19 protein-coding genes and 1 pseudogene are annotated in these 20,467 nt (G+C 42.0%); 13 read left to right on the top strand and 7 right to left on the bottom strand.

Annotated elements, in window-relative coordinates; translation table 11 throughout:
* Positions 1-201: 201 nt before the first annotated feature.
* The 5 genes from V7K56_RS27265 to pheS all read right to left on the bottom strand — a co-directional run bounded on the left by V7K56_RS27265 (position 202) and on the right by pheS (position 3,129).
* Positions 202-846, bottom strand: coding sequence for a DUF4926 domain-containing protein (locus tag V7K56_RS27265; protein ID WP_334915501.1), 645 nt, complete (start codon positions 844-846; stop codon positions 202-204).
* 110 nt (positions 847-956) lie between these two features.
* On the bottom strand, positions 957-1,532 hold the full coding sequence (locus V7K56_RS27260; RefSeq protein ID WP_334915528.1) for a Uma2 family endonuclease: 576 nt from the start codon (positions 1,530-1,532) through the stop codon (positions 957-959).
* Positions 1,533-1,709: 177 nt separating this feature from the next.
* Positions 1,710-1,880 carry a type II toxin-antitoxin system RelE/ParE family toxin gene (locus tag V7K56_RS27255; protein WP_012407692.1) on the bottom strand — a complete coding sequence of 57 codons (171 nt, stop codon included), beginning with the start codon at positions 1,878-1,880 and terminating at the stop codon, positions 1,710-1,712.
* A complete protein-coding gene (locus V7K56_RS27250; protein WP_334915497.1) occupies positions 1,877-2,092 on the bottom strand; it encodes a hypothetical protein in 216 nt (71 codons plus the stop codon). Before V7K56_RS27250 ends, V7K56_RS27255 begins: the two co-directional genes overlap by 4 nt.
* A gap of 44 nt (positions 2,093-2,136) precedes the next feature.
* Positions 2,137-3,129 carry a phenylalanine--tRNA ligase subunit alpha gene (gene pheS / locus V7K56_RS27245; protein ID WP_334915494.1) on the bottom strand — a complete coding sequence of 331 codons (993 nt, stop codon included), beginning with the start codon at positions 3,127-3,129 and terminating at the stop codon, positions 2,137-2,139.
* A gap of 348 nt (positions 3,130-3,477) precedes the next feature.
* On the opposite strand from pheS, the gene surE reads away from it, so the two are divergent.
* Positions 3,478-4,284, top strand: a complete 807-nt coding sequence (gene surE, locus V7K56_RS27240) for a 5'/3'-nucleotidase SurE (protein ID WP_334915492.1) — start codon at positions 3,478-3,480, stop codon at positions 4,282-4,284.
* A 142-nt stretch (positions 4,285-4,426) separates the two neighbouring features.
* Here the strand turns inward: surE and V7K56_RS27235 are convergent, their stop codons facing one another.
* A complete protein-coding gene (locus V7K56_RS27235) occupies positions 4,427-4,561 on the bottom strand; it encodes a hypothetical protein (protein WP_334915490.1) in 135 nt (44 codons plus the stop codon).
* Between V7K56_RS27235 and V7K56_RS27230 the strand changes: the two genes are divergently transcribed.
* From V7K56_RS27230 to V7K56_RS27175, 12 genes and pseudogenes are all read left to right on the top strand, one after another.
* Positions 4,560-5,456, top strand: a complete 897-nt coding sequence (locus V7K56_RS27230; protein WP_334915486.1) for an MBL fold metallo-hydrolase — start codon at positions 4,560-4,562, stop codon at positions 5,454-5,456. The two genes, V7K56_RS27235 and V7K56_RS27230, sit on opposite strands and share 2 nt — an antisense overlap.
* A 57-nt stretch (positions 5,457-5,513) precedes the next feature.
* Positions 5,514-5,690, top strand: a complete 177-nt coding sequence (locus V7K56_RS27225) for a hypothetical protein (protein WP_334915484.1) — start codon at positions 5,514-5,516, stop codon at positions 5,688-5,690.
* Positions 5,691-5,926: 236 nt separating this feature from the next.
* Positions 5,927-6,991: a bifunctional riboflavin kinase/FAD synthetase gene (locus V7K56_RS27220; RefSeq protein WP_334915482.1), complete on the top strand. Its 1,065-nt coding sequence runs from the start codon at positions 5,927-5,929 to the stop codon at positions 6,989-6,991.
* Positions 6,992-7,160: 169 nt separating this feature from the next.
* On the top strand, positions 7,161-8,069 hold the full coding sequence (locus V7K56_RS27215) for an AAA family ATPase (RefSeq protein WP_334915480.1): 909 nt from the start codon (positions 7,161-7,163) through the stop codon (positions 8,067-8,069).
* A 128-nt stretch (positions 8,070-8,197) separates the two neighbouring features.
* Positions 8,198-8,562, top strand: a pseudogene (locus V7K56_RS27210) (type II toxin-antitoxin system RelE/ParE family toxin).
* A 185-nt stretch (positions 8,563-8,747) separates the two neighbouring features.
* Positions 8,748-9,323, top strand: coding sequence for a cytochrome C (locus V7K56_RS27205; protein ID WP_334915478.1), 576 nt, complete (start codon positions 8,748-8,750; stop codon positions 9,321-9,323).
* A 320-nt stretch (positions 9,324-9,643) separates the two neighbouring features.
* Entirely contained in the window at positions 9,644-12,436 is a 2,793-nt protein-coding gene (secA, locus tag V7K56_RS27200) for a preprotein translocase subunit SecA (RefSeq protein WP_334915476.1), read from the top strand.
* Positions 12,437-12,913: 477 nt separating this feature from the next.
* The gene (locus V7K56_RS27195; protein WP_334915474.1) at positions 12,914-15,127 is read left to right on the top strand and encodes a phosphoketolase; all 2,214 of its coding nucleotides are present in this window, start codon (positions 12,914-12,916) and stop codon (positions 15,125-15,127) included.
* A 567-nt stretch (positions 15,128-15,694) separates the two neighbouring features.
* Positions 15,695-17,119, top strand: a complete 1,425-nt coding sequence (locus tag V7K56_RS27190; protein WP_334915472.1) for a hypothetical protein — start codon at positions 15,695-15,697, stop codon at positions 17,117-17,119.
* 119 nt (positions 17,120-17,238) lie between these two features.
* Positions 17,239-17,598: a CopG family transcriptional regulator gene (locus V7K56_RS27185; protein ID WP_334915470.1), complete on the top strand. Its 360-nt coding sequence runs from the start codon at positions 17,239-17,241 to the stop codon at positions 17,596-17,598.
* Positions 17,595-17,996 (top strand): type II toxin-antitoxin system VapC family toxin, encoded by a 402-nt coding sequence (locus V7K56_RS27180; RefSeq protein WP_334915468.1) that lies wholly within the window; start codon positions 17,595-17,597, stop codon positions 17,994-17,996. Before V7K56_RS27185 ends, V7K56_RS27180 begins: the two co-directional genes overlap by 4 nt.
* Positions 17,997-19,139: 1,143 nt before the next feature.
* The gene (locus V7K56_RS27175; protein WP_334915465.1) at positions 19,140-20,039 is read left to right on the top strand and encodes a hypothetical protein; all 900 of its coding nucleotides are present in this window, start codon (positions 19,140-19,142) and stop codon (positions 20,037-20,039) included.
* A 204-nt stretch (positions 20,040-20,243) separates the two neighbouring features.
* On the opposite strand, the gene V7K56_RS27170 is transcribed toward V7K56_RS27175, so the two are convergent.
* Complete coding sequence (locus V7K56_RS27170) at positions 20,244-20,444, bottom strand: hypothetical protein (RefSeq protein ID WP_334818308.1); 201 nt, start codon at positions 20,442-20,444, stop codon at positions 20,244-20,246.
* Positions 20,445-20,467 lie beyond the last annotated feature (23 nt).

Below are 20,467 nucleotides of genomic sequence, written 5' to 3'. Positions count from 1 at the left end.
CGATTTTTCGATTGGTTGACCCTAAATCGTGACCTGTTTGCAGCCTATAAAGCCAGTTTGGGCTACATTTGGGCTTAATTTTTGTTTAAGTCCCGCTACCAAGTGACAATAAAGTAGTCAAGTAGAGGATAAAAATATGTCATCTGCTCAAGCGCCCTCCCTACCACCGTTGATTCCGCGCGAAATCCTGTTTGGGGCACTCTAATGCTCAGACTCTTGTTTTTGCAAGAGAAAATCGAGATAGTCTTGTAATTGTAACAGCCTCGCTCCAGATAGCTGGCGTAACTTGGCTAAAATCATTTCTTCTTGCTGCCACTGAGCGATGGGGATAATTTGAGATGCTGGTACTTCGATCGTCACATGGGGCAAATCAAACCCTTCCAGACTATACCCGTCCTCTTCCCCTTCAGGCATGGAGTAATGTTCCACAATTGTTGCAACATCCCCGCGTTTTAGGTTGTATTCTGGTAAATCCTCTACCAAGGCAACTTGGGAGAATAGCGGGTGTTGTACCTTCATGAGTTGACTCCTTGATCTGGCACTAAGGTGATAAATTTGGTTGTATCGTGCAACCATCCAAATGGTTAAGATATTGAGTTCAACGCCATTAATTCCTCGCAGACACGCACGAATGACATACTTTTCACCATAGCGAGTTGTTTCGATCGCCTCGGCAGGTTGCGTTAAAACTTGAGCGCGTAGATCCCGTTCCAGTTGTTGCCAATTGTCTAGTGTATACCCAGCCCTAGCCAGAAATTTAGATTTATCGTCTTTGGGCAACGGCACAAGCAGATACTTGGTTAGCTTTTCTTCTGCGATTATTGCATCCTGCGGTAAAAAGGCCATCAACTCATGGCATGAATTTTGAGTAGGAATTATTGACTATATTTTACTGTTTGAGATGATGAAAGTTTTAACGGCGATCGCACCTCTCAAATCACTTCGTCTGTCTTCCTTTATCCAGCATTGAGTACTTGCTCTGCTGTTAGCTGTAACTCTGGGAAAATAGTAGAAGCGATCGCAGTATTTCCTACAAATCTGGTTTCTTCATAAAACCCGTCAACTAATATTAGTAGGGTGATTCTGTTCATTTGTGGATCAACAATCCAATATTCAGCAATTCCCCTGGCGGCATACTTGGAACGTTTGTAGCGATAGTCCCGATCTTCGTTAGCTTTCCCAGGAGAAACAACTTCGACAACTAATGCTGGAGGAGGCATATCCAGGGTAATTATAGATCGCGTTGCACCTTCTAAGACCGTTGCAAGTTCATCCGTTAGCACAACTAAGTCAGGAATGCGAGTTGTTGCACGAGAACCAGCAACAACAATTTCAACTTTGTTACTTAACCGATTAACTGGAACAAACTTGAGGAAATTTACCAGCAAAAATAGAGATATCTGAACATTTTTTGGGCTTTCAGGTGGCATGGAAACTAACTCACCTGCTACCAGTTCATACTGGCTATCCGTGCGATCGTCATACTTCAAATATTCCTCAAGCGTTAGATGTTTGCCAGCGATCGCAGTCATTGAATTATTCAATCCTAAATCTAAAATTCGTCAGTAGGAAAATACTAAAACAGCACCTACAATTTAGTAAACTTCATCATGAGTGCCGATATCAATTAGCAAAATTTCCTCTTCACCAGATTCTATATTTTGCACAAAGTTAAAGACAATGCGACAATCACGATCTACTGAACACGCTCAAGCTCCAGACAGTTTGCCTTTAAGCTTATGAGTCTGCAACAGTGGATCAAATGGATCGGCGGTTAGTAGTGCTAACCGCTCTTCAATTCGCTCTTGTAATTCTGGCTGTCGTCTTACCAATCGCTTAAATGCTCGTTTAAACGATGATGCCAGAACTACAGTTCTCACTTGCGTAACTCATCTATGATTTGAGTAACAGTTCCACGGAACACTTTACCTGTCTGATATTCTACTTCTGCTTGAGCGATATTAGCAGCAATTTCAGAACGCCGCCGTTCTGCCAACCGATGACTTATCAGATCAATTAATGTTTCTTGTTCATCTACCGATAAGTTTTCGATGCTTTCTAGAACTTGATCTAACCTGGAAACTGAGGTCATTATTTATTATTACCTTGCTTGCAGTACATAACTTTTACGTATGCCTAAAATTGCTGCAAAAACCGTAAATCACTAGCATACAAGCGACGAATATCATCGATTTGATGTAACACCATTGCAAAGCGTTCTACACCAAAACCAGCAGCAAACCCTGTATAAACTTCTGGGTCATAACCCACAGACTTAAGTACATTTGGATCGACCATACCGCAGCCCATCACCTCCAACCAGCGCCCATTCCACTGCAAATCCACCTCAGCCGAGGGTTCAGTAAACGGGAAATAACTGGCGCGGAAACGAATTGGTAAATCGCCAAATATTGTCTGCAAAAATACTTTAATTGTGCCCTTGAGGTCTGTAAAAGTTAGTCCCTCGTCAATGGCTAAAAGTTCTATTTGATGGAAAACTGCTGAGTGAGTCGCATCTACATTATCTCGCCGATAAACTCGCCCTGGAGCCACAACCCGAATCGGTGGTTCTTCTCTTTCCATGTAACGAATTTGCACTGACGAAGTATGAGTCCGTAAAAGATTCCCATCTGGCAGATAGAAGGTATCCTGCATATCACGGGCGGGGTGGTCAGGCGGAGTGTTGAGAGCCTCGAAATTATAGTAATCTGTTTCCATCTCTGGCCCTTGAGCCACGGTGTAGCCCATACCGACAAAGATATCCAGTGCCCGGTCGATAATGCCGTTGAGGGGATGAATGCGACCTTGGGGACTATAAATTCCCGGCATAGTTACATCCAGAGTTTCCGCCTCTAGCTGGAGTTGAATTTGTGCGGCTTCTAAAGTAGCACGTTGCTGGTCTAGACTAGTTTGCAGGGATTCTTTGACTGTATTGGCGATCGCTCCAATTTTTGGTCGTTCCTCTGCGCTCATCTGCCCCATACTTCGCAACAGTGCCCCTAGTTCCCCTTTTTTACCCAGATAGTTAACTCTGAGTTCCTCCAGACGTTCTAAGGTATCAGCGGCTGCGATCGCTTTTTCTCCTTCTTGCCGCAGTGCTAAAAGTTGAGTTTCTAAATTGCTAGTCATTAGTTATTAGTCATTGGTCATTAGTCATTAGTCTATAGTCAAAAGCTATGAACTGGTTGATAAATAAACCTACAGTCATATCATTAACATCATCCAAAGGTGAGAGTTGAAACCAAACCTCTGTTTATCACTTATAGACGATTGGGTTAGTACAGCAGGCTCGTGAATCCGGTTAACATCTTACTTAACCAGACTTAGGATTGAGCTAAAGGTAAGCAAAATTCTGCCACACTGTCTAGTAAGTATAAATATTTTTTTGCTGTTTGTGACCTCAGACATTGACAAATGGCTAATAACAAATAACTAATAACTAAATGATCGATGACTAATGACTAATGACTAATGACGATGAAATTACTAATTAGCAACGATGATGGCATTTCCGCCTTAGGGATTCGTACCCTAGCCAACTATTTGGCAGAGGCTGGTCATGATGTGAGTGTAGTTTGCCCAGATCGAGAGCGATCGGCAACTGGACACGGGTTAACTTTACACCAACCGATTCGTGCCGAAATTGTCGAAGAGATTTTTCATCCTGCTGTTAAAGCTTGGGCTTGTGATGGTACGCCTTCAGATTGTGTCAAATTGGCGTTGTGGGCTTTGCTGGAAACTCCCCCGGATTTAGTTCTCTCTGGTATTAATCAAGGTGCGAATTTGGGAACTGAAATTCTGTATTCTGGCACTGTTTCTGCGGCAATGGAAGGTCTAATTGAAGGTATTCCCAGCATAGCGCTGAGTCTTATGAGTCACACATCTAAAGACTTTCAACCTGCTGCTAAGTTTGCCACAGTTCTCGTAGACCACTTAGCCCAAAAACCGCTGCCAGATTTAATGTTGCTCAATGTCAATATTCCTGCGGTCAAATGGGAAGAAATTGCCGGAGTTACTCTCACCCGTCAAGGAATACGGCGTTACATTGATGTGTTTAATAAACGAGTCGATCCTCGTGGAAAAACGTACTACTGGTTAACCGGAGAGGTAATTGAGGATGTGGAACCCCTAAGCGGATTAAATCTGCCTCAAAATGTACCTACAGATGTGGAGGTTGTACGTAAAAACCACATCAGTATTACTCCGTTACAATACAATCTTACTTACACAGCTGGATTAGAGAAATTATCGGAGTGGGAATTCAATTTTCCTGGAATCATTTGATTTATCAGGACAAAAATGAGGTTATTCAAATACATCACGAAAAATGTAGGCTATAACGTAGGGGCACTCTTGAAATAACCGATACACATCACTCCAAAATCCAGGAAATTCTAACTGACGTGTTTCATTCACATTTACACAATCAGCCAGAAACAGGATATGCTGTTTTACCAAGAAATCCTTCCTCTAGCAAAATCGGTGAAACAGCATAAACTTCGACAAAAGAAGTAACAATTCTTTCATTTATCGCCCGCTCAGTCCAGCAAGCAACACTCATGTCTAGGATAGAGAATCAATTTACCGTACAATTTTGGGGCGTTCGCGGCAGCATCCCCAGCCCAGGGCCACACACTGTTCGTTACGGCGGTAATACCCCTTGCATATCAATGCAAGCGGGCGATAAACGCTTAGTTTTCGATGCTGGCACGGGACTACATGTTTTGGGGCAATCTTTGTTGCGCCAAATGCCGTTAGAAGCTCACATATTTTTTACCCACTCTCACTGGGATCACATGCAAGGTTTTCCCTTCTTTACTCCAGGGTTTGTAAAGGGGAATGACTTTCACATTTACGGCGCGATCGCACCTGATGGTTCTACCATAGAACAGCGCCTCAACGACCAGATGTTGCACCCGAACTTTCCCGTACCCTTGCAAATTATGCAAGCCAATTTAAATTTCTACGATATTCGACCGGGGCAACCAATCCATATCGATGACCTTACCGTAGAAACAGCACCTTTAAACCATCCAGGTGAAGCTGTAGGATACCGCGTCAACTGGCGTGGTGGTGCTGCTACTTACATCACTGATACCGAACATTTTCCCGATCGACTCGATGACAATGTGCTGTGGCTAGCTCGTAATGCTGACATTCTGGTTTACGATTCTACCTACACAGACGAGGAATACTACTCGCCAAAATCCCCGAAAATTGGCTGGGGACATTCTACCTGGCAAGAAGCTGTAAAAGTGGCACAAGCCGCTAACGTCAAAACTCTGGTGATTTACCACCATGACCCCGCGCACGATGACGACTTTTTGGATCGTGTCGGCAAACAAGCAGCCACGAAATTTCCTGGTGCTATTATGGCACGGGAAGGATTGGTACTTCAGGTTCCGACCTCAGTTGTCTTATCAGAATCTTTTCCTATTAGCAAGTTTTCTACCTAAAGATTGCGATCGGAGGAATTGGAGATTTTAGATTAGATTGGTGATCAGAAGCTTTCAGTGCGAGAGCATACTTGTTGGCTGTACGGTGAGACAGCGCTGCCCAGAGTTGTCAAAGTGCCGACCACAGGATTGGGACGACAACAGGAGGATAAACTTTATAGATTCACCAACACAGCTCAGATACCCACAGACGCCCTAAGATTGCGGCTGACGATCGCACTAAAACCTCGTTGAAGTCTCAACACGGGACTAGAGCCTTTTTAGCTCTGGTATTTGGGGTTATCTGGACTTAGTAATTAGCAGTCAAGATAATAGCACAAGAAACTATCTTGGGCGACTTCCCTTGGATTAGGCTTTTGGCTGATAGCACAAGACCTCACGGGCAGTTGGTGAATGTCCTCCTTAAGGCGGTTTACCATAGAGTAGCTTCCTGCTGATAGCTAAAATAAACCTAAAATCTCAGAATCCACGTGCTAAATTTGTCTCAAAATGGGTGTTCTGTGCGGGTTGCTTTTTCGAGCGAAGGGTTATTAACGCCGACTGCTGTTGCCCTTGGCAAGTTTGATGGTGTTCATCTTGGGCATCAAAGGGTAATTCAACCAGTCTTGCACGCTGGTGGTCATTTGTCAGTAGCTAGTAGTCCGCAGTCAAAGGAAAATCAACAGACAAATCAAGAATATACCTACTCAACAGTTGTCACCTTTGACCCCCATCCACAGGAGTTCTTTACAGGGCAACCCCGGACTTTGTTAACGCCACTGGATGAAAAAGTCCAACAATTGCGATCGCTTGGGGTAGAACAACTGGTACTACTACCCTTTGATAAAGAATTGTCTGCGTTGACCCCCGAAGAATTTGTCGAAAAAATTCTCGTGCAACAACTGCGATGCCAGCAAATTAGCATTGGGCAGGATTTTTGTTTTGGCGAAAAGCGCAGTGGTACTGCTCAAGATTTGCAATTACTCGCCGCCAAGCACAATATTCCCGTTACCATCGTTCCCTTACAAACTTATACAGGTGATTCATCCACCGAAACCAGTTGCGTCAGTACTACTCCGACTCAAGATGCCCGCATTAGCACTTCATTGATCCGCCAAACCCTTGAGCAGGGAGACATCGAAAACGCAAATCTATTACTAGGACGCCCCTACACCCTCCTTGGTGATGTCGTTCAAGGTCAACAATTGGGCAGAACAATTGGCTTTCCCACCGCTAACCTCCAACTACCAAAAGAAAAGTTTTTGCCCCGCCAAGGAGTCTACGCTGTCCGTGTTTTCACTCTCGATGAAACATCTAATACTGCTCCTAGTGAGAACTTGGGCGTCATGAATATCGGTAATCGTCCAACAATAAACGGTACTTATTCATCTGCGGAAGTACATTTATTCGATTGGTCAGGTGATTTGTATGGCAAAAAACTAGTTGTGCAGCTAGTTAAATTTTTGCGCCCTGAACAAAAATTTCCTTCTCTCGAAGCTCTGAAAACACAAATTCAACTTGACTGTGTTGTTGCTAGAGAAGTTTTGAGTGCTTAGTGGGAACAATAGATAGGACATTGGCCAAACAGGGCATGAAGAAGAGACAAGGTAGACAAGGAAGAGGGGGGAGACTTGGGAAAGACTTGTTCAATAATTCCCCCTTGTCTCCCTTGTCCCCCTTGTCCCCTTGTCCCCTTGTCCCCTGCTTCCCCAATCCCCACAACGCATGAGAGAAAAAATCGACGCTTTAACACAAAATCTGGCTCTTACCATCGTTGGCAAAGCTGAGGCAATACGCTTAGTGCTAGTCGCCTTGTTAGGTGGTGGTCATGCTCTTTTAGAAGATGTGCCTGGTGTTGGTAAAACCTTGCTCGCTAAATCCTTAGCTCGTTCATTGGATGGCAAGTTTCAACGGCTACAATGCACTCCCGATTTACTGCCAACTGATATTACTGGTACTAACATTTGGAATCCAAAAAGCGGTGAATTTAGTTTTCTGCCTGGGCCAGTCTTTACCAATGTGCTATTAGCTGATGAAATTAACCGCGCCACACCCCGCACTCAGTCAGCTTTATTGGAAGTTATGGAAGAACATCAGGTAACAGTTGATGGTGTCTCTCGTGCAGTTCCCCAGCCTTTTTTTGTCATTGCCACTCAAAACCCTATCGAGTATCAAGGTACTTTTCCTCTGCCAGAAGCGCAAATGGATCGGTTTATGTTGTCGCTAAGTTTGGGCTATCCTTCTGAGACAGAAGAACTCTTGATGCTGCAAAATCTCCAAAATGGTGTAAAAGTTGCTAATTTGCAGCCTTGTATTACCTTGGCAGAAGTACAGGAATTACGTTACCTCTGCTCTCAAGTAAAAGTGGCAACTTCCTTGCAACAGTACATCCTCGAATTGGTACGGGCAACACGTCAAGATGAGGAAATCGCCCTTGGTGTCAGTCCGCGCGGCACATTAGCATTACAACGGGCAGCGCAAGCGCTAGCTTTTCTATTAGGGCGTGATTATGCTATTCCCGATGATGTGAAATTTCTTGTCCCTCATGTTCTTTGCCATCGCCTTATTCCTAGAGGAGGACGCAATTCAAGAACTGTTATTGAGCGATTATTGCGATCGGTTTCTATTCCTTAATGCAAAGTGACTTCAATGAGCTAAAAAACAGCTATCCAAGGTGGCGGTAACTGCGTTTCTTGTTGGGGAAAATATTTTTTGCGCTTTTACTCCGGTTCATTCTGCGTCAGTTTGCACACTGCGTATCAATTCATCTAAACTATCAGGCAGTTTTAATTCGATTTTCCGATGAGTTTGAGCAAGAACTTTACAGACTATCAAAAAGATTTCGCAATATCCGCTTTGATGTTCAACTGATTATCGAGCAATTACAACAAGGGAATTTTATCGGCGATCGCACGCGGGCATTGGTGAGGAGTATGTTGTTTATAAAATGAGAGTTCGTAACAGTAGTATCCAAAAAGGTAAGAGTGCTGGATACCGATTGATTTATCAAGTTGAGTCACCTACAAGTATTTTGCTATTAACGATTTATTCCAAATCTGACCGAGAAGATATTGGTGCAAATGAAATCCGAGATATTATGGCTGATTTCTCTAAGGAGTCAGGTTAAAACTAATAGAACATTTTTCCTTACATAGTTACTGGTGCGCTGAATAGATATTTATATTACTGTTGTCGATATGAAAAATGTGTTGCTTGACAAAACTACTTACACAAGATTTGAAACACTGTCAATACTGCGTAAGTCTTATGATTAGCACAAGCGCCACTTTTAAATATTTGGGAATGTGAGGAATGTCAATTTTTGTTAAGCGCAAAATCCGCGATCGCCAACCATTACAGCAAAGCGCCGAACGTGAATTCAAACGCCAATTTTTCGGTTTACTTTTGGTTATTGTAACGTGGAGTTTAGCTATGGGCTGGCTTCTAGCCTTGGCAACTAACGCCCAAAGTGCTACTCCCCCCGCTGAAATTGGCACTGTTGACATAGTACCCGCACAATACCAACTGGGGCAAGAACTCTATTTAGAAAACTGCTCCAGATGTCACATTGCCATACCACCAGCCGTTTTACCTACCCAAACTTGGAAAAATATCCTGCAAGACTCGCAGCACTACGGGACACAACTCCAGCCTTTAATCGATCCGCCACGCATTTTGGTGTGGAAATATCTTTCGACTTTCTCCCGTGTGCAGCTAGATGATGAAGAAACACCATATCGCGTCAACAATTCGCGTTATTTCAAAGCTTTGCATCCAGGAGTTAAGTTACCACGTCCTGTCCAGATTGGCAGTTGTGTCAGCTGTCATCCCAGTGCTAGTGATTACAATTTCCGCCGCCTGACACTAGAGTGGAAGAACTCGAATTAAGGTGGCGAAGATGAGGGGGACAAGGGGGACAGGGAGGACAAGGTAAAATATTCACCCTTGTCTCCCCCATCTTCCCTGTCTCCCCCTGCTCCTTCTCTGGCCTCATCTGGGGGCAAAATGATACTATGAAGAAAGAGTAAATATAAGATAAGGTTAAAACCAATCAGTTTATTAAATGATTGGCTAGTTTTTATCCTGCTTTTGAGGTAATTCTCATTTCATACCCATCCACAACCAAGACGTTTGGGCTGGGTTAAATGTTTATAATCAATGCCTACCCTTTAATTTCCATCCCCTTTGATTCAGTTCTATAACCTGCCATGCTAAAACTTTTGTTGGGCGACCCCAACGCTCGTAAGCTTAAAAAATACCAACCTTCTGTTACTGAAATTAACCTTTTAGAGGAAGAAATTAAGGTTCTTTCTGATGATGAGTTAAAAGGCAAAACCGTTGAATTTAAACAACGGCTCGCTAAAGGCGAAACCCTAGATGACATATTGCCAGAAGCTTATGCCGTTGTTCGGGAAGCAGGACGGCGAGTCTTAGGCTTGCGGCACTTTGATGTCCAACTTCTTGGCGGTATCATTTTGCACGTGGGGCAGATTGCCGAAATGAAAACCGGCGAAGGTAAAACACTAGTCGCTACCTTGCCGAGTTACTTAAATGCCCTTACTGGCAAAGGTGTACACGTTGTTACCGTCAACGATTACTTGGCTCGTCGGGACGCAGAATGGATGGGACAGGTGCATCGGTTCTTGGGGTTGACTGTGGGGCTAATTCAGTCAAGCATGACTCCTAGCGAACGTCAGAAAAACTACGAGTGTGATATTACTTATGTCACCAACAGCGAAGTAGGATTTGACTACCTGCGGGATAACATGGCGACATCAATGGTAGATGTGGTGCAACGCCCGTTCAATTATTGCGTGATTGACGAAGTAGACTCGATTTTAATTGATGAGGCACGGACACCGCTAATTATTTCCGGGCAGGTGGAAAGACCAACAGAAAAATATCTGCAAGCTGCTGAAATAGCATTCACACTAAAAAAAGACGAGCATTATGATGTCGATGAAAAAGCTCGTAACGTACTATTGACAGATCAAGGGTTTGCTGAATCAGAAAATCTTTTGGGAGTCACAGATTTATTTGATCCAGAAGATCCTTGGGCCCACTTCATTTTCAATGCAATTAAAGCCAAAGAACTTTTCCTCAAGGATGTAAATTACATCGTCCGTAATGGGGAAGTGGTAATTGTGGATGAATTTACTGGACGGGTACTACCCGGACGGCGTTGGAGTGATGGACTACACCAAGCCATTGAAGCCAAAGAACACGTAGAAATTCAGCCAGAAACTCAAACTCTAGCAACAATTACTTATCAAAATCTGTTTTTACTGTATCCAAAACTGGGCGGAATGACAGGAACAGCAAAAACGGAAGAACCGGAATTTGAAAAAATTTACAAATTGGAAGTTGCGGTAATTCCCACCAACCGCGATCGCAGACGCGAAGATTTGTCTGATATGGTGTTCAAGACAGAAGCAGGCAAGTGGGGAGCGATCGCTAGAGAATGTGCCGAAATGCATGAACTAGGCAGACCTGTATTAGTAGGAACCACTAGTGTAGAAAAATCCGAACTTCTCAGTCGGCTACTGAAGCAGTTAGAAATTCCCCACGAATTACTCAACGCTCGACCAGAAAACGTCGAACGTGAGGCGGAAATCGTCGCCCAAGCGGGAAGAAAAGGTGCTGTAACTATTGCTACTAACATGGCTGGTAGAGGTACAGACATCATCCTGGGTGGTAACTCCGAATATATGGCACGTCTAAAGCTGCGGGAATACTTTATGCCCCGGATCGTCATGCCAGAAGATGAAGATGCCTTTGGCGTGCAAAGAGCAGCCGGCTTGCCTACAGGACATGGCGGTGGTCAAGGCTTTGTCCCTGGTAAGAAAGTCAAAACTTGGCGGGCTTCGCCAGAAATCTTCCCGACCCAGTTGACAAAAGAAACCGAAAAACTACTCAAAGATGCAGTAGAAATTGCCGTACGTGAGTATGGCGATCGCAGTTTACCGGAACTGGAAGCTGAAGACAAGGTAGCTATAGCCGCAGAAAAAGCTCCCATTGATGACCCTGTGATTCAGAAATTGCGGTCAGCTTATAAGCAAATTAAGCAGGAATACGAACAATTTACCGACCGAGAGCATAATGAAGTAGTAGGACTCGGTGGTTTGCACGTCATTGGTACAGAACGCCACGAATCGCGCCGGATTGACAATCAGTTGCGCGGACGTGCCGGACGACAAGGCGACCCTGGTTCCACAAGATTCTTCCTGAGTTTAGAAGATAACTTACTGCGGATTTTTGGTGGCGATCGCGTTGCTGGATTAATGAATGCTTTCCAAGTCGAAGAAGATATGCCCATCGAATCTGGGATGCTTACCCGCAGTTTGGAAGGCGCGCAGAAAAAAGTTGAAACCTACTACTACGACATTCGCAAACAGGTGTTTGAGTATGACGAGGTGATGAATAATCAACGTCGTGCTATTTATGCTGAACGCCGCCGAGTCCTAGAAGGTCAAGATTTGAAAGAACAGGTGATTAAATACGCTGAAAAAACGATGGATGACATCGTTGACTTCTACATCAATATAGACTTGCCCTCAGAAGAGTGGGAGTTAGAAAAGTTGGTTGAGAAAGTCAAAGAATTCGTCTATCTGCTAGCGGATTTGCAAGCGAGTCAATTAGAAGATATCACCGTCAGCGAGATTAAAGTCTTCTTGCACGAACAAGTGCGAATTGCTTACGACCTCAAAGAAGCGCAGATTGACCAAGTTCAACCCGGACTGATGCGCCAAGCGGAACGTTTCTTTATTTTGCAACGCATTGATACTCTGTGGCGGGAACACCTGCAACAAATGGATGCCTTGCGCGAATCGGTAGGATTACGTGGTTATGGGCAAAAAGATCCGCTGATTGAGTATAAGAGCGAGGGATATGAATTGTTCTTGGATATGATGGTTAACATTCGCCGAGACGTTGTTTACTCGTTGTTTATGTTCCAGCCGCAGCCGCAGCAGATGGTGCAGGCTTCGTCTGAGATGGTGTAGGAAGTTAGAAGAATATCTCACGCAAAGGCGCTAAGACGCAAAGGTTTCTTAGCGCTTTTACCTTTTGATACGTCGTTTAAAGATATTTTATTTTCAGGATGTTACTGAAACGGGTAAGCTAGTAATTCCAAATCTTCAAGATAAGCGGATTATAAAAGAACTTCCATCTAACGGGACTTAAACATTTTTGAGGAATAAATAAACCTCAAACCCTTGCGGGGTAAGGGAAATACACCAAATGTCCGAAAACGCCTGAAACCCAGATATATTAACAAACCAAGCAAAACAATGTCAAAACCCTTTGAGATATACGTTTGAGGTCATTTTATCGGTGTTTTTTGCCTAAGTCCCACTATTTAAAGTACTTATTCTAAGGTTGTAAAAAAGCAATAAACTGTTACAACCTCGAAGATGTAAAATTTTTGTTAAATTCAACGAGCATCTACAATTTCATCTCATCGTCAAAAGGTACTCAGCATGACTGCAATCTACCCAAAGCCATCTTCAGCACTTCCCAATTTTTCTGAAGGAATTCAATATTTTGGTGAAGTTTTACCAGATTTTGAAACTTATGGTGCAACTCCTGCTATTGAGTCGGGCAAAATAGCGATCGCATCACCCACAGACAAAGCAGCAGTATATCAAACTTTACTGGCTGCCGATGCCCTCCGCTACCTGACTTTGCAAGTTACTGGTAGTAAGGCTTCTGGGCATCCCGGCGGATTCGCTAGCCAAGCAGAAGCTTATGCATCTCTTGTCATGCTGGGATACAAGAACATTATTACCGAAGTCGGACACCACGCCCCCGGATTTTATAGTGCGATGTTCTTGGATCGTTCGCTAGAGGACATGGGAATTTTTACAGTCCAACAATTGCGCGATCGCTTCCGAGAAAAGCACGGATTATTAGGACATCTTTCTGGTTTCATTCCCGGTATTCTTGCACCTGCGGGGCCTTTGGGACAAGGGCAACACTTTGCAATGGCGGCTGCACTGTTACACAAAGATAAATTATTCCCCTTTACAGTTGGGGATGGGGGATTGGGTGAGCCTTATATTGTAAGTGCGATCGCTCATTTTCATACTGCTTATCCTACTGTCACCAACTTTTTACCAATATTGGTGTGGAACGGTTACAGCCAAGAACATCACAGCATGGTTTCTTTAAAAACCAACCCAGAGATGCAAGCATATTGGCAAGGTAACGGTTTTGATGAAGTTGTGTTAGTTGATGCCAAAGACTTTGACGATCAAAACCAGCCAGGGGATTACGTTGATAGCACTGCCTTTTCGTTTGAGAAGCGGCTAGAATTTACTCACGCCGTACTTTCTGGTGTAGATAAAGCAGCGCGATCGGCCCTTGGTGGTAAACTTACTGTCTTCATCATTAAACAACTCAAAGGTGCAGGAGTCCACGCGCGGGGTGCAAAATCTCACAACCTCTATCCTAAAGATACGTTGGATGCGCCGCATATTATTAGTGCATTGCAAACCCGTGCTTTGTCTGCGGAAGCTTGGCAATTAGTTAGAACAAATGCAGAACGTGCTGGTGGTGGCCCAGCAGCAAAAACTGTGGTAACAGAATTTGAATTACCATTGCCAGAATTAGACGAATTACCTTTAGAAGAATATGCAGTCGGTGGCGAACCCAAAGTTTCCACAACTGCGATGGGACGATTGGTAGGAATAGTTGGAAATAAAGATCAAAATTTCCTTGTCACCAACGCCGATGGTAATGAAGCATCTGGAATTGCTAACATCAACCAAGCATTAAAGATTATCCACCCCACAACCGACGATTTATATTACCAAGCACCAAACGGACAAGTTTATGAACCATTGAGTGAAGATGCTTGTGCCGGTTTAGCTGCGGGTTTGGCGTTGATGGGTGCGAGAACTTTGTGGTGTTCCTACGAATCTTTTGCCATCAACGGATTACCAATTTGGCAAACTGTGATTCAAGCAATGGCAGAATTACGCCGTCCTACACCCTCGACTATTACTTTATTCACAGCTGGTGCATTAGAGCAAGGACGCAACGGTTGGACTCACCAACGTCCTGAAATTGAAGCTTACTTTGCTTCGCTGATGCGAAATGGAAATGTTTTTCCATTATTTCCCCCCGATGCTAACAGTATTCAAGTCTGTTATGACTGGGCACTGAAAACTAAAAATAAGGGAATTGTAATTACTGCAAGTAAAACGCCATTGCAAATTCGCACAACTTTAGAACAAACTCGTCAAGGGTTACGCGATGGTGCAGTACTATTACATGAAGTTGCTGGCGATAAACAAGTTGTATTTGCTGTAATTGGCGATATGACATTAATGCCAGTATTTGAAGCTGCTGCTTTCTTGGAAACTGAAGGTATTGGCGTAAAAATAGTTACTGTAATTAATCCTCGGCAATTGTACCGTAGCGATGATACCGCCTGGGATACCTGTTCTGAACCTGAAGGCGGTTTCTTGGATGATGCGAAATTTGCCGAATTATTTGATGGGGATGCGTTAATTGCTGTGACAGGTGGTGCAGCGGCGGTACTCGAACCAATTTTGTTACGAAGTACAGTAAAACGCGACACTTTTGCTTGGAAGCGTGGCGAAACTACAGCGAGTGCTGGCGAGTTGATGGCGTTTAATGGATTGACTGCTGAAGCGTTGACAAAACGTGCGATCGCATTAGTCCATTAAAGCTGCGATCGTCTTTTATTTTGTCGCAAATATACGTATGGAAATACTGAAAAATTGGTTTAATGCGTATATTTGCGTTTTTTTATGATAACTTCTAAGGCATTGAGATTAGTTTATAAAATAAATGTGGTTATATTTGCTGAAATTCTTTAACATTAATAGGTTTTCAAGTCGCAAAAGCTGCTTTTCGAGTCACAAAAGCTAGTTTTCAAGTCGCAAAAGCTGCTTTTTAAGTCGCAAAAGCTAGTTTTCAAGTCGCAAAAGCTGCTTTTCGAGTCACAAAAGCTAGTTTTCAAGTCGCAAAAGCTGCTTTTAAAGTCACAAAAGCTAGTTTACGAGTTCAAAACTTGATTCACGAGCCAGGATGAAACGCGATTTTTTTGTGGAAAACATGGCGTTTAATGGATTCACTATGGAGGCTTGACGAAAGGTGCGATCGCGTTAGTGCATTAAATTTAGTATAGATATAATGTAGTGTGATACCCCCATCTAAGTGTTTTCCTGGGTGAGGATTAATATACACACTAAATTATGCACTGCAAAATATTCTATTCTTGGCAGTCAGACTTGCCGAACGCTACGAATCGTGGATTTATTGAAAAAGCTCTTGAGGATGCTGCCAAATCTATCCGCAATGATAATTCTATAGAAGTAGAGCCAGTTATAGACCGTGACACAATTGGTGTACCTGGCTCCCCTGATATTGCTCATACAATCTTTGGCAAAATTGAACAAGCTCAGGTTTTTGTGTGTGATATCTCGATTATTAACCAAAATACTTCGCCTCGTCCCACTCCAAACCCTAACGTCTTGATTGAACTTGGATATGCAATTAAAACTCTTGGATGGGACAACATCATCATGGTGATGAATTCAGCTTTTGGTAAACCAGAAGAACTGCCATTTGATCTGCGGATGAGACGAGTCGTCACCTACCGTATGCCTCAAGAGAGTGAGGATCGTGCTACAGAGCGAAAGAAGCTCGAAGGAACATTAACAGCAGCACTTCAGAGTATTTTAGAAGGACTTAATGTACAAACTCCTGGGGAAGTTATTCAACCACTAGCCATAAGCGAACAGGCGAGAATTGCAATTGAAAATTCTCAGCCAAATCAAGTACCTCTAGTTCGTCGGTTCATGACATGGTTAAGGGATGAACTTAATGTACTCAAGCCAGATTTTACAGCAGGAGGTATCGCTGATGAGTTGCTAATGCAGTCAATTGAGCAAACAACAGACCTAGTTATACAATTTGCTCAGATTGCAGAAGTAATAGCAACTATGAATAATTCTGATGTTGCTAGTGAAATATACAAACAGTTTGAACTTATTCTAGAACGTTACAATGTGCCGCGTACTTTCTTCGGTAGCTATAAAGATATTGATTTTGATTTTTATAAATTTATAGGTCATGAACTTTTTGTGGTATTTTTCTCATTTCTCATTCGATATGGTCGTTGGGAACTAATCGCTGATCTCCTTCAAGAATATATTTACATTGAGAATCCTCATATAGGTTCATACGACCGTAAACCAGGTATAGTGCCATTTACTTATGTGTCTCAGTATGTTGAATTGTTAGAGACTCGTAAAAACCGCCTACAACTCCAAAGGATATCAGTTTATGCAGATATTTTGAATGAGCGTCATACAAATGGAGAGCTTGGAAAAGTTGTCCCAATTCAGCAATTCATGGATGCTGATTGTTTTTTGTTTCTGCGAGCAGTATGTCAAGAGGAAGAAATACTTGACTGGATTAATTGGTGGAGTCCAATGAGTACACTGTATATGGAGCAGGCACCAAGATATTTATTAGAAGCACAGCGTATAAGATATGCCCAACAATTATTACGTCCTCTTGGGGTCAACAATATCGAGACTCTTCGAGTCCGCTTAATTAATGCACAAGTTAAGCTTAAGAAGATGTTTAGTAGTGCTTTTTTTCATAATCCATTTGGAAATTTTAATCCAGAGATTATTGGAAGTCGATAGTGTTTGATCTTTATATTAAAATATACCAAATAACCCTATCAAGTTCTTGAATCATCGCCATCAACCTCACAGCCTCAACCAACTATAATGTACTTAAGATTTTACACAAGGATGGAACCATGACTAACACTCAAAAGATGGTTCGCTTAAACTTAGATTTGTCACCTGAACTTAATCAGATATTAGACGAATTAGCAAATAAAATAGGCACAAGCAAAAGTGATGTTTTGCGTCAGGCTATAACCTTGATGCAAATCATGGTTATAGCTAAAGAGGAAACCAAAAAATTAGGAGTTCCAGAAGCAAATCAATTGATAGTCAATGAAATCATTCTCTCATCTGAGCAGCAGGCAAAACCGCATCCACTAGACACGTTTATGGAAAGGCTTGGTCCTTGGGAAGATGAACGTACTGCTGAGGAAATAGTCAAAGATATTTATGATAGCCGTACTATTTCTAACAATGACATTAGTCTATGACTTATTTACTTGATACTGATACTTGCATTTATTGGATTAAAGATATTAATTCAGTCAGAACTAAAGTTAGAGAAATAGGATGGGAGCAAATTTGCATTTGCAGTATCACGGTTGCTGAGTTGTATTTTGGTGCTTATAACTCTCAACGAGTAGTGGAAAATTTAAATCGTGCAGAAGAATTTATTCAAAACTTACCCGTTGTACCTTTAACTGACCCGGCTCTCAAAAAGTATGGTGAATTAAAGGCAGAACTCCGTAAAATAGGACAAACAATTGCTGAATTTGATTTACTAATTGCTAGTGTTGCACTTGCAGACAATTACACTTTAGTAACAAACAATACTCGTCACTACAGCCGCATTTCTAATTTACAGTTGGAAAACTGGATTTCACCTTAAAAATATTAAATAAAATAGAGATAATTGCACAAGGAAAAAATCAACGAATTAAAATAAACTTAGATTTATCACCAGAAGTTTATGAGAGACTAAACAATCTAGCACAACAGATTAATGGAGATAATGCTGAGGTACTTCTAAAAGCGATTGCCCTATTGCTTTAGAGTAAATATATTGCAATTATCACATTAATTTATCACGCGCGATCGCACAATTTTTTTCTACCAATAGGACGTACTTGTACGAGGCAGTGCTGGCGAGTTGATGGCGTTTAATGGATTAACTGCTGAAGCGTTGACGAAACGTGCGATCGCTTTAGTGCATTAAAGTTAGAATAGTTTCTCCTTTTATCGTAAATATACGTATATAAATGCTGAAAAACTGGGTTCAATGCGTATATTTGCGTTTTTTATTTAAAAAAATTTAGCAAACAGGAGAAATAGGGGTAAATTTACTGAAATTTGTTGACAATAACAGGTTTACCAGTTCAAAAGTTAGTTTACGAGTCGCAAAAGCTAGTTTACAAGTCGCAAAAGCTAGTTTACGAGTTCAAAAATTAGTTTACGAGTCGCAAAAGCTAGTTTACGAGTCGCAAAAGCTAGTTTACGAGTCATAAAAGTTAGTTTACGAGTCGCAAAAGTTAGTTTACGAGTTCAAAAGTTGATTTACAAGCCAGGACAAAGCGCGATACTTTTATGGAAATATGGGATTAGTGGATTAACTGTGGAGGCTTGACGAAAGGTGCGATCGCCTGCTGCCACTGCTTAGAATGCAATGATGTGTTTGCCTTAGCGTTCACACTCGTGCCATGATCCAATGGCGTCAAGCGTCCACTTTTTAGCGATCGCAATCGGGCAGTGGTAAAATTGGCGTTGAGGTCAAATACCGTGTAAAGGAAACTATTTCGCGAAAATTTTGATACACCTTACTTACCTTGCCTCCCCTGCTCCCCTGCTCAACTTGTTGTTACGTTATCTTTGTGAACTTATACCATCTGCTCAACTATTTAGAAGCAAGGAAATTACAAAGGGTTAGCAAAGGGAAAACTGATAAAAGAAGTAATACTGTTTACAGGTTATCGATCAGATACAATCATAAAAATTGCTCGTCGTTACAATCAAAACGGTTCGTCTACCAATTTGTATGAATAAACAGATACATCATAATATATCATTACAAAAGCAACTTAATTCCTTAGTGATAAAACGGATTTTTATCATTGCTTTGTTCTTCATTACTTTCACTTTGGGAGTTGTAGGACTAAACGCTAATGTAAAGGCAGAAAATAAGTTTAGTTGCACAAACGCAATTTTGAAAGACTTGTATGGAGTACAAATTGTCGGTTTTCGATTGACTGCAAAAGGGAACTATATCCCTTTTGGTGCAACAAATGTGCGTAACTTCGACGGCAAGGGGAATTACAGTGGAACAGGTATTACCAATATTAGCGGTGCTTTCTCCAAAATTAATATCTCAGGTACTTACACTGTCAATCCGAATTGTACTGTTGAGTTAAGCAGCTCGACTACTTCAACTAATGGAATAGTTCGAGACGCAGTTCAATTTGGCACTATTGTTGGCAGGGGTAGAGAAATTATCACATTACAAACATCTCCTGACGACAATGTTCAAACTGGTATTTTCAAGAAAGTTGTCAAAGCACAAAAGGATAAGTTTAGTTGTACAAACGCAGCTTTGAAAGGTTTGTATGGAGTACAAGGCTCTGGCTTTCGATTGCCTACAGAAGGTAGTTATGTCCCTTTTGGTGCAACAAATGTGCGTAACTTCGACGGCAAGGGCAATTACAGTGGAAAAGGTATTACCAATGTTAGCGGCACTTTCACCAAAACTAATATCTCAGGTACTTACACAGTCAACCCAGATTGTACTATTGAGTTAAACGACGCGACTACTTCAACTGAGGGAGTAGTTCGCAACTTTTCTCAGTCTGGCACTATTGTTAACAGTGGTAGAGAAATTCTCACATTACAAACATCTCCTGACGACAATGTTCAAACTGGTATTTTCAAGAAAGTTTGGTAAAGTCATGATTAATTTTACAGAGATACAGAATTGCGAGGGTGAAGATTAAAAAATTTTGTAGCTCTTTCTAGTTCTATCTCTAATTAACCTTTATCGCTTTAAGCAGTGGTAGAGGTTTTTTAGTGATGGTTGTGGGGTTTGAGCAATCAAAAACCTCAGTTTACCACCACCAAAGAATAATTTGATTAACCATTTAAGGTGAAACTATTTATTTTCCAAGATGATAGTTATGTCATCTATTTCGGGAGTATAAATAATTCTCTTTACTAGCCATGTTTTGTTTTTTAATTGTACTTCTTCACCTATTCTTGGAATAAATTGTAAGTTATAATACTTACCTAAAAATTCTTCTGCATTGCCTTTCCAAAAAATTGTTCTTGTCAGTTCACCAGTTTTGTTACTCATTTTTCTTCCTCCTCAAATTATTT

The organism is Nostoc sp., from assembly GCF_036917535.1.
Lineage (GTDB): Bacteria > Cyanobacteriota > Cyanobacteriia > Cyanobacteriales > Nostocaceae > Nostoc.
This window is presented reverse-complemented; position numbering and strand designations above follow the sequence as displayed.